General features: G+C 31.0%; 3 protein-coding genes. All 3 read left to right on the top strand.

Annotated elements, in window-relative coordinates; translation table 11 throughout:
• Nucleotides 1-4,902, top strand: a 4,902-nt coding sequence (locus BXU01_RS22815; protein WP_123774163.1) for a non-ribosomal peptide synthetase, incomplete at its 5' end; no start/stop codon positions are given.
• Nucleotides 4,903-4,963: 61 nt separating this feature from the next.
• Entirely contained in the window at nucleotides 4,964-7,360 is a 2,397-nt protein-coding gene (locus BXU01_RS22810) for an outer membrane beta-barrel family protein (RefSeq protein WP_083695997.1), read from the top strand.
• Nucleotides 7,361-7,372: 12 nt separating this feature from the next.
• The gene (locus tag BXU01_RS22805) at nucleotides 7,373-12,172 is read left to right on the top strand and encodes a non-ribosomal peptide synthetase (protein WP_083695995.1); all 4,800 of its coding nucleotides are present in this window, start codon (nucleotides 7,373-7,375) and stop codon (nucleotides 12,170-12,172) included.
• Nucleotides 12,173-12,180: the final 8 nt, after the last annotated feature.

Raw genomic sequence — 12,180 nt, 5'->3', positions numbered from 1 at the left:
AATAATATTGCCGTAGTATTCGAAAATACCGAATTAAGCTATAAAGAACTAAACGAAAAAGACAATCAGCTGGCGCATTATCTTAGACATAATTATTCAATAAAACCAAATGATTTAATTGCAATCAAGGTAGATAGAAGCGAAATGATGATGGTTGCAATTCTGGGCATACTTAAATCTGGGGCAGCATATGTACCTATAGATATTAATTATCCGCAGGAAAGAATTGCCTATATAGAAACAAACAGTCACAGTATTGCTGTTGTTGATGAGAAACTATTAAAAGAATTTAATGGTTTACAGGAAAATTATTCGAGAAATAATATTGACAAAATTAACGAATCTCACGATTTAGCCTATGTAATTTATACATCGGGTACTACCGGTAATCCTAAAGGAGTAATGGTAGAGCATTTTAGCGTCGTAAGTATTTTTGAGAATTGGAAAACACATTATGGCTTAGATCAAATAGAAGTAAATTTATTACAGCTGGCCAGTATATCATTTGATGTTTTTGTAGGAGATATTTGTCGTTCAATATTAAATGGAGGCAAAATGATCATTTGTTCTAATGATGTTAAATTGAATCCGGAGCATTTATATGAATTAATGCAAAAACAAAAAATATCTATTTTAGAAGGTACTCCAAGTCTGTTATTACCATTAATGGACTATATAATATTAGAAAATAAAGATTACAGTTTCTTTAAAATATTAATTTTTGGATCAGATAGTTTTAATAATCAGGATTATAACAGCTTAAAAGATAAGCTGGGAAAAGGCATAAAAATCATTAATAGTTACGGTGTTACTGAAGCTACGATAGATTCAACTTTTTATGATGATTATAAAGATGACTTAAATGGATTTACACCTATTGGCAGACCTTTCTCTAACACGAAAATCAGAATATTAGATTCATATAATAACCTGGTTCCGGTTGGCATATATGGAGAATTATTTATTGGAGGTGATGCCTTGTCAAGAGGTTATTTTAATAATGAGGATTTAACGAAAGAGAGATTTGTTACAAATTCATTTGAAACGACTGAAAAACTTTATAAAACAGGAGATTTAGGCAGATGGCTTCCTGATGGTAATATTGATTTTATAGGCCGTGGGGATAATCAGGTTAAGATAAGAGGATATCGAATTGAATTAGGTGAAATTGAAACTGTTTTATTGAAAAATAAAAATATAGGTTCGTGCGTTGTTTTGGCAAAAAATGATTTGTCCGGAGATAAATGCCTGGTTGCTTATTTAGTGAGTAAAACAGAACTTAAAGTTTCTGATTTGGTTTCTTATTTACAGAACACGCTGCCAAATTACATGATTCCTTCCTACTTTATTCAATTAGAGGCATTGCCAATTACTCCAAACGGAAAAGTGGACAGAAATGCATTGCCGGATCCTCAGGAATCAAGAATGAATTCGCAGGTAGAATATGTAGCACCTTCAAATGACGCAGAAAATAAACTCGCTCTTATCTGGCAGGAAATATTGGGTGTTGAAAAGGTAGGAATTAATGATAATTTCTTTGAACTGGGCGGTCACAGCTTAAAAGTTACAAAACTTTTATATAATATAAATAAGGATTTTGACGTAAAAATTAGCTTTCAAAATTTATTCTCGAGCATGATTTTTAGAGAGCAAATAGAAATGATTGCTGCTGGACGCAAAGAGGTTTATAAAAATATACCACAAATTGCTAAACAGGCAAGCTATGTTTTATCTTCTTCTCAACGTAGATTATGGCTTTTAAGTCAATTTGAAGGAGGTAATAAAGCGTATAATATGCCTAGCATATTTGAGTTAAAAGGGAGTTTGGTCATTTCTTCACTAGAAAAAGCTTTTTTTGATTTAATTGAACGTCATGAATCGTTAAGGACCGTATTTAAAGAAAATGAAGACAGTGAAATAAGACAGTTTGTGTTAGATTTTGAAGATCATAAATTTCAATTAAAATATGAAGAAATTACGGCAGAATCTTCAGCAGAAAAAATAGAGCATATTATTGAAAATGAAATAGAAGGTTCTTTTGATTTATCATCAGATTCTTTGATTCGGGCAAAAGTAGTTAAAACGAGTCAGGATAATTACGTTTTTGTTTGTGTAATGCATCATATAATTAGTGATGGATGGTCATCTGAAATAATAACAAATGAGCTTTTTACCTTATATGACAATGATGTGAATAATCATAAGAATGCTCTTCCGGTGTTGAAATTACAGTACAAGGATTATGCTGCATGGCAACAAGAACAGTTAACAAATGATACTACAGATATAAGTAAAGCATATTGGTTAAAACAATTTGAAGGAGAATTACCAATATTAGATCTGCCTGTTTATCAGGCAAGACCGGCTATAAAAACGTATGCAGGAAACTCTATAAATAAAGTTTATGACCATAAACTTCTTAAAGATTTTGGCGATTTATGCCAATTACAAGGAAGTACTTTATTTATGGGATTTGTTGCTGCTGTAAAAATACTATTGCATAAATACACCAATCAGACAGATATAATAATAGGAAGCCCAATTGCAGGAAGAGAGCATGCTGATTTACAGCATCAAATTGGATTCTACGTGAATACATTAGCATTAAGAACACAATTTTATCCTGAAAATAGCTTTTTAGATTTATTAAAAAACACGAAAGAAGTTACTCTTGGTGCTTACCAACACCAGATTTATCCTTTTGATGAATTAGTAGAAAGTCTGACCATTAAACGGGATATGAGCCGCAATCCTTTGTTTGATGTCATGATAACGTTTCAAAATACAGATAATCTTAAAGTTAATATTGAAACCTTGGGAGATCTTGTAATTAATGACTATAAAGGGATAAAAAATGATATCAGTAAAGTTGATATTGAATTTATATTTGAAGCTACAAATGCCGGAATAAATTTAATATTAGTTTACAATACAGATCTTTATACAGAGTTATTTGCAACAAATATTACAAATCATCTTGAAGTATTGCTGCAAAGTATTGTCGCTCAGCCAAAAGTTACATTGAGCGCACTGGATTATCTTAAAGAACAGGAAATGAATAAATTGCTACTGGATTTTAATGATACAAAAGTAAGTTATTCTAGCGAGCATACTTTCATTGATTTATTTGAAGAAGTGGTAAACTGGTCTCCTGAAAAACAAGCTTTGAAAGATGATTTCAAATCTTTTTCATATGCTGAACTTCATAAATTATCCAATCAAATTGCGGCTTATATCGTAGCCAATTTTAGTGAGCAGGATAAATCGCCTATTGCAGTTTTATTAGACCGTTCAGCATATATGGTTGCAATATTATTAGGGATAATGAAAGCGGGCAGAGCTTATATTCCTCTGGATCCGACATTTCCAAAAGAACGTTTGGATTTTATCGTTGCCAACAGCGGATGTAAAATACTGATTAATGAGAAGAATTATGAACTGGAAAAAATTGAAAGCTTAACGGTAATTTCAATAGAAAATATTTTAGCACAAACGAACCAGTTTAGCGGTGACCAAAGGTTAAAAGTTACTCCTAAGGACACAGCTTATATTATTTATACATCAGGTTCAACCGGTAATCCTAAAGGAGTTGAAATAGGACATAAATCGTTGCTTAATTTTCTTGTAAGTATGAAAAATAAGCCGGGATTTAGTCCTGAAGATACCTTGTTTTCTGTTACAACGTATTCTTTTGATATTTCTATACTGGAATTTTTTGCGCCTTTAATTTCCGGTTCACGTTTATATATAGCGAGTCAGGATGTATTGTCTGATCCTAATTTAATAATACAGAGACTAAACGAAATACAGCCTACCATAATACAGGCTACACCAAGTTTTTATCAACTACTGTTTAATGCAGAATGGCTAGGAAATAAAAATTTGAAAATACTTTGTGGTGGTGATTTATTAAGTAAATCATTGACAGAAAAACTGCTTAATAACACTTTGGAAGTTTGGAATATGTATGGCCCAACTGAAACTACTATTTGGTCCAGCACAAAAAAAATCAATTTTCCTGATGAATCATCCAATATAGGTAAACCAATACAAAATACTCAGTTTTATATACTCGATTCGTATTTACAACCAAAACCGGCAGGAACAGTAGGAACAATATATATAGGGGGAGACGGATTAGCAAAAGGATATTATAAGAATAGTTTGCTAACGGATCAAAAATTCATTAAAAATCCATTTTTAAAGGACAGTTTTATCTATGATACAGGAGATTTGGGTAAATGGAATAATGAAGGCGAAATTGAATTTTTAGGAAGAAATGATAATCAGGTTAAAATTAGAGGTTATAGAATTGAACTTGGAGATATAGAAAGTGCCTTATTTAAAATATCAGCGGTAGATGCAGCTGTAGCTACAGTAAAAGCAGATGATCAGGGCAATAAATTTTTAGTTGCTTATCTCACAAGCAAGGAAAAACTTCATGTTGCAGATCTTAAATTCAGACTTAAAGATTTTTTACCGGATTATATGATTCCGGCCTATTTTGTACAATTGGAAGCGATGCCTTTAACACCTAACGGCAAAATTGACAGAGGATCATTACCAAATCCGGATAATCTTAGAATAACTTCAAATGCGGAATATGAAGCGCCAAGGGATGAAGTTGAATCTAAATTAGTACAAATCTGGTCAGAGGTCCTAAATATCGAAACCATTGGTATTAAAGATAATTTCTTTGAATTAGGAGGTAATAGTTTAAGTGCAACCAGATTAATTAGTTTGATTCATAAACAATTTATGGTAAAAATTTCTATAAACGAACTGTTTAAAAACATCATTGTAGAAGAACAAGCTATTTTGATCAGAAACATACTTTTAACATCCACAATAGAAAATAATCAGAATATAAATGATATTGAAATCGAAACTTTCACTTTGTAATTGCATGTTTTTTCTTATATGCAATAAAAATAATTAGAAAAGAAAACAAAATAATAATTGAATGAAAAAAAAGATTTTGGTTTTATTGTTATTAATAAGCACAACATTATCAGCCCAAATAACGGAAACAGGAAAAATTAGTGGAAAAGTAGCAAATTCAGAGGGAAAATCTGTTTCTCTCGCAGAGGTAATTCTAATAGGAAAAGACTCTGCAGCTGTAAAAAGTGAACTTACAGATGAAAATGGAAATTTTATAATAGAAGTAAAGCAAGGATGGTACAAGTTACAAATTAGGGAAACAAGTAAAATTGTTTTTTCTAAAAATATCGAGTTAGGTACTTTTTTAGATTTAGGTACTATAACATTAACGAATATTAATCACTTGGAGGCAGTTACAATAGTAAGTAAAAAGAAAGTGGTAGAAAGAAAGGTAGACAGATTAATTTTTAATGTAGAAAATTCTATCAATGCTGCAGGAGGAGATGCTATAGACGCTCTTTCTGTTACGCCGGGAGTACGTGTGCAAAATGATAAGATAACTATTATTGGTAAAAGTACTCTGGCTGTTATGATAGATGATAAAATTGTTCAGCTTACTGAAGAAGATTTGGCAAATTATTTAAAGTCGATACCGGCTGATGCAATAAAAAGTATAGAAATTTTTACAACTCCGCCTGCAAAATATGAAGCTGCAGGAAACAGTGGTTTGGTGAATATAAAATTGAAAAAAGTTAAAAAAGATTCCTGGAATGCACTGGTGGGATCTACTTATATACAAAGAAAATATGCTGATGGCTCTGCTATGGGAAATTTTAATTACAATAAGAACAAATTAAGTATTTCGGCAGGAGCTAATTTTAGAGACGGAACACGATATATTGAACAGGATGATTATGCTTATTTTTCTGATGGATTATGGTACACAAGTTCCCCGTTTAAAAAGAAATATGACATATTTAATGTGAATTTAAATGTGGATTATAAGCTTACTTCTAAATGGACCATTGGAACCCAGTTGATGATGAATCAAAATAAAATTAGGCAGACAGATAGTCCATATACTCCTGTTTATGATTATTCGACAAATACAATTATTAGTTCTTTAAAGTCAGACGGAGCAGTTAAGCAAAACCCAAATATAAAATCTTTGAATCTTTATAATGAATTCAAAATTGATACACTTGGAAGAAAGATTACTGTAAATCTGGATTATTTTAATTATGATAATGCTGATACTAAACAATATAACGGAATTTCAATTATTGAGGATCCTTCTTCTACGCAGTATTATGCGGGAATTAATTCTAACAATCAGGATATTAGAAATTTATCTGGAAAAGTAGATGTGGATTGTCCTTTAAATTGGGCAACATTAACTTTTGGGGGGAAAGTTTCCAATTCAAAAGCCAAAAATACTATTTCAGCTTTTAACAGCGGTTTAGTCGATGATCCAGTTTTGGATTTTCCTTTGGTTCAAAATCAATTTCAGTATACTGAAAATATCGAAGCACTATATTTTTCAGGAAATAAGAAATTTAGTGACAAATGGGAAATGCAATTTGGATTAAGAGGAGAAGCCACGCAGACAAAAACCAATTCGGCTCCAGTAAATCAATCCGTAAAGAATGATTATTTTAAAATCTTCCCAACATTTTATTTATCTCATTCAGCCGGCGAAAATTCAACTTATACTTTAAGTTATAGTAAAAGGATAGTACGTCCTTCGTTTTATGAATTAAACCCTAATGTATATTTCATAAATCCGTTTCAAACCATAGAAGGTAATCCTTTCCTTCAGCCCGCATTTGTTGACAACGTGGAAATGACTTATACGTACAAAAAGCTGGAAAGCAAACTTTACTATGCTTATGAGGATAATTTGTTTTTTCAAATTCCAATAGCAGATTCCAATACCAATTTTATTCGATTTACGAACGAAAACTACATTAACAGGCAAAAAATTGGAATATCTGAAAACTATGTTTACGACAACTTCAAATGGTGGGTAAGTACGAATGCGCTTGATGTAAATTATGCTGTTTCGAAGTCAAAATTGTCATTTGCAGAAGCGCAAAAAGGATTTAATTCAAGAATTTCAACAAGTAACGATTTCATATTAAACAAAAATAAATCACTGTTACTGAACTTAAATTACTGGTATAGTTTTGAAGGTGTGGACGGAATTTATAAAAATGGAGCCATGAGTTCTACATCGCTGACTTTTCAATATTTGCTTTTGAATAAAGATTTAAAAATTTCATTAAAAGGAAACGACATATTCAGAACTCAAAAAGTAACAGGAAATTCAACAGTAAACGGAGTTTATCAAAATTTCAAATATTATTATGATACTCAATTTTTTCAACTCTCAGTCTCTTACAAATTTGGGAATAAGAAAATTACAGTGAAAAAGAGAGAAACGGGTAATGAAGAAGAAAGAATAAGAACTGGAAATTAATAGCTTAAAATAATGCAGGTACTACTCAAGAAATTAAATGAATTAAATATAAAGATTGATTTAGTTGATGAAAAACTAGACATTCAGGCTCCTAAGGGAATCATGAGCAGTGATTTATTAGAAGAAATTAAGCTTCATAAAAATAGTCTGATAGACTTTATTCAGTTAAATAAAGCTAAAAATGAAGCTTATACATTTATTCCTCAGGTTGAGAACCAAGACAGTTACATTTTATCTTCGTCGCAAAGCAGATTATGGCTTTTAAGCCAGTTTGAGGATGGGAATACAGCTTATAATATGCCTGGTGCTTTTGAATTAAAAGGTAAAATAGAAATTTTGTCTTTGCAAAAGGCTTTCGATTTGATTATTGCCAGACATGAATCTTTGAGAACGGTATTTAAAAGAGATCAAAACGGAGATGTAAGACAATTTATCCTGCAGCCTGATGCACATAAATTTAAATTGCAATTTGAAGATATAAGTACAAAAAAAGATGTTCTTGTCAAGCTTGAAAATATAATTAGAGAAGAATCAGAATATCCATTTAATCTGTCTGAAGACTCTTTACTAAGGGCAAAATTAGTGCAAATTTCTGAAGACACTTACCTGTTTATTTTTGTGATGCATCATATTATAAGTGACGGACATTCTGCAGAAATCATGACGAACGAATTGTTTGCTTTATACGATTCTATAAGCAAAAAATATGAAAATCAATTGCCGGTATTATTACTTCAATACAAAGATTATGCAGCCTGGCAACAAAAAATATTAAAAAATGATGGATTAGCGATACACAAATCCTATTGGATAAAACAATTTCAAGGAGATTTGCCCATTATTGATTTACCCTCTTTTCAGCCAAGACCAATAGTTAAAACCTATAATGGTAAGTCTGTTAGCAAAGTTTTAAATGGCACAGTATCTAAAAACTTTAATGCGCTATGTCAATCACATTCTGTTACGCTGTTTATGGGGCTACTGGCTGTAGTAAAAATAATATTGTTTAAATATACCAATCAAACAGATATCGTGGTTGGAAGCCCAATTAAAGGGAGAGAAAATTCAGATTTGCAAAATCAAATTGGTTTTTATATTAACACGTTGGCTTTACGAACGCAATTTGATGAAAACGAAAGCTTTGAAAAATTATTAAAAATTATAAAAAAGGTGACTCTCGACGGATATGAGCACCAAGTTTATCCATTTGATGAATTAGTTGAAAACTTGTCTGTAAAAAGAGATGTTGGGCGTAATCCGTTATTTGATGTGATGATTACCCTTAATGACAGGAAAAATACAAAAGAAAAGCTGCAAAGCATTAATGGACTAAGTATTCAGGAATATAAAATAGAAGAATCAGCATTTAGCAAATTTGATTTGAGTTTTACTTTTAATCAGGGTAACGATGGATTAGAGCTAATTCTTAACTACAATACAGATATTTATGCTGAAGAATTCTGTAGTAGAATTTTAGATCATTTTCAGGTTTTACTTTTTAGTATTATTGCAGATCCTTATGTTGCAGTAAATGCACTGAATTATTTAACTGAGCCAGAAAAACAGCAGCTGGTAACGGGATTTAATACGAATAAAACTGATTATCCAAAAAACAAAACTTTAATAGATTTATTTGAGGCTCAGGTGAAAAATAAACCTGAAAATATTGCAGTTGCATTTGGTGACAAAAAACTTTCTTATGCTGATCTTCATCAAAAAGTCAATAATCTGACCCATTATTTAAAAGCACAGGGTGTAGAAGCAAATTCTAACATTATACTGTGTTTTGACAGCCATCTTGAAATGGCAATTATTGGGCTTTTGGCAATATTAAAATTAGGCGCTGTATATGTGCCGGTTGACCCGGATTTTCCGCAGGAACGAATTCAATATATAATTGAAGATTCAAATGCAAAAATTATTATTACAAATAGTATTGATAATCCTCTAAATGAGGATAGTGAAGTTCGAAGTATTTTATTAGATAAAGAAGGCTTGGTGTATAATCCGGAAACTTTAAAAAATAATGCTTCACAGAGCAATAATGCCTATTTAATTTACACTTCGGGTTCTACAGGTACTCCAAAAGGGGTAATTGTGAATCATCAGAATATAATGGATTATCTTTTTGGACTGTCTGAAAAAATAACAATCGAAGACAACAAATCTTTTGCTATTATGTCAACGATAGCAACAGATTTAGGAAATACGGTATTGTTTAGTTCTTTGGTTTTTGGAGGAACAATTCATCTGTTTTCTAAAAATGGGCTGCGTGATATTTTTTATATTCAGCAATATTTTAGTGCTAATGAAATTGATTGTATTAAAATAGTTCCGTCTTATTGGAAATCTCTGCAAATAAACTGTGAAGAGATGTCTCCAAAAAAAATGATTGTTTTTGGAGGTGAAGAACTCACTATTGATATCGTTAAAAAAATAAATTCAGAAAACCCAAAACTAAAAATCATCAACCATTATGGCCCAACAGAAACCACGATTGGTAAATTAATACACGTAGTAAATCCTAATTACACTTATAACAGAATTCCTATTGGTAAAGCTTTTTCGAATACGCAAACTTATGTTGTCGATAGTAATCTTAATTTATGCGCCACGGGAATAAAAGGAGAACTTTTAATTGGTGGCGATGGCGTATCTAATGGTTATTGGAATAATGATGTATTATCTCAGGAAAAATTTATTATTGATACTTTCCTCAACAATGGTGGTAAACTCTATAGAACCGGCGACTTAGTAGTATTACAAAATGATGGCACGATTGAGTTTAAAGGTAGAATTGACCATCAGGTAAAAATATTAGGACATCGTATAGAACTAAGCGAGATAGAAAAAGTCCTCAATAAATTTGAAGGTGTAAAGTCTAGTATTGCAACGGTTTGGCAAGCAGAAAACGAAATAAGAAGAATTGCTGCATACGTTGTCTATAAAGAAGAAGAATTGCCCCATAATGAAATTATGATACATTTAAGGCAGTTTTTACCAAGCTATATGATTCCGGCAGTTTTGATTAAAATTGACAAAATTCCTTTTACTTCAAATGGAAAAATCAATTATAAAATATTACCTGAAATTACAAAGGATCACATTGTACAAAAGGAATACAAACAACCTGTAACTGATACTGAAAGAAAATTGCAGGCAATCTGGCAGGAAGTTCTGGTAAATGACAGAATAAGTATTACAGATAATTTTTTTGAATTAGGCGGGCATAGTTTACTAGTTGCTCAGGTAATTAACAGTGCGAATAAAGTAATAGGCAAAAACATTTCATTCAAAAACTTTTTTTCAAATCCAACCATTGAAGAATTAGCCCTGATTATAGAACAAGATTCTGTTGACGCTACGGACCAGATAGAAGTTATCGCAAACAAATTTGCTGAGGAACAGAAATGTATATTGTCTAATAACCAAAAGCGTCTTTGGATTGTAAATCAGAATAATCAAACATCTAATGCTTATAATGTATCAACAGGGTTATTATTTGAAGGAAATTTTGATATAGTGTCTTTTATTGAAGCTTATAAAAATATAATTCTGCGCCATGAAAGTTTTAGAACGCAGTTTATTTTTAATGATGATGAACCTGTACAATATGTTCTTGAAAATGTTGAAGCAAATGTAGAAATTGAGAAATCTGATTTTCTATTGTCTGAAGAAGAGCTTGTTGAGAAAATAAATTTCGAAAACAAATTTATTTTTGATATACGATCGGCGCCTCTTTCAAAACTGAAAATAATACAAATGCAGGATAATAGCCATTTTGTTATTATTTGTATGCACCATCTAATTAGTGATGGCTGGTCTATGGATTTATTAATTGAGGAATGGATTGAAACTTATAGTGCATTAATAGAAAATAGAACTCTGCATTTGTCTGAACAGCACTTTTCTTATAGAGATTTTTCAGTATGGCAGCATAAATATCTTGAAAGTACAAAATACAAGGAAACTGTTTTGTATTGGAAAAACAGACTAAACCACGAGATTTCATATTTGTACTTATCCAAAAATAATGCAGATGAAAAAAATCCGGTAAATGATGAAGCAGGTTTAGTTTCGTTTCAAATTGACAATGTCATATATCAGGGATTAAAAGAAATAGCAGGTGAATATAAAGTATCGATGTTTTCATTGCTGTTAACTGGTTTTAGTGTTTTATTGCATCATGTTACAAATCAAACCAATATAATATTAGGCACTTCTACAGCCGGCAGAACCAGAAAAGAATTCGAATCTATTATTGGTTTTTTTATTAACACGCTGCCTATCAGGATTTCGATAGAATCAACTGACCGTTTTATTGATTTATTGCAAAAGTCAAACCAGGTAATCTTGCAGGATATTGATAATCAGGATATTTCTTTAGATGAAATTCTTAAAAACGCCAACACTTCAAACAAGGGTTCGGATGCATTATTTCAGGGGCGTTTTGTATTTAATGAAGATTCCAGAAGTTCAATTAACGCTGTTGAAAGATTAAAAATTGATAAAATTGAGCGAATTGAGGTCACAGAATTGGATGCCAAATTCAATTTTAGCTTAATAATGACAGCTACTAACAATTCTTTTTCAGGATCTTTTGAATATAAAAAGGCACTTTATGAAAAAGATTATATTGAATTACTTATAGAAAATTACAATGTTTTATTGCACAAAATAATAACAGATTATAAACAGGAGGTTTCTTCATTGAATTTATTTACAGATAGTTATTCTAAATATTTAAAAGATAAAAATAAAACCAATACTAATAAGGTATTTGAAAACTTCATGAATTTTAGTAAAAAATAATTTAAAAA

This window comes from [Flexibacter] sp. ATCC 35103, from assembly GCF_001975985.1.
Classification (GTDB): Bacteria; Bacteroidota; Bacteroidia; order Flavobacteriales; family Flavobacteriaceae; genus Flavobacterium.
This window is presented reverse-complemented; position numbering and strand designations above follow the sequence as displayed.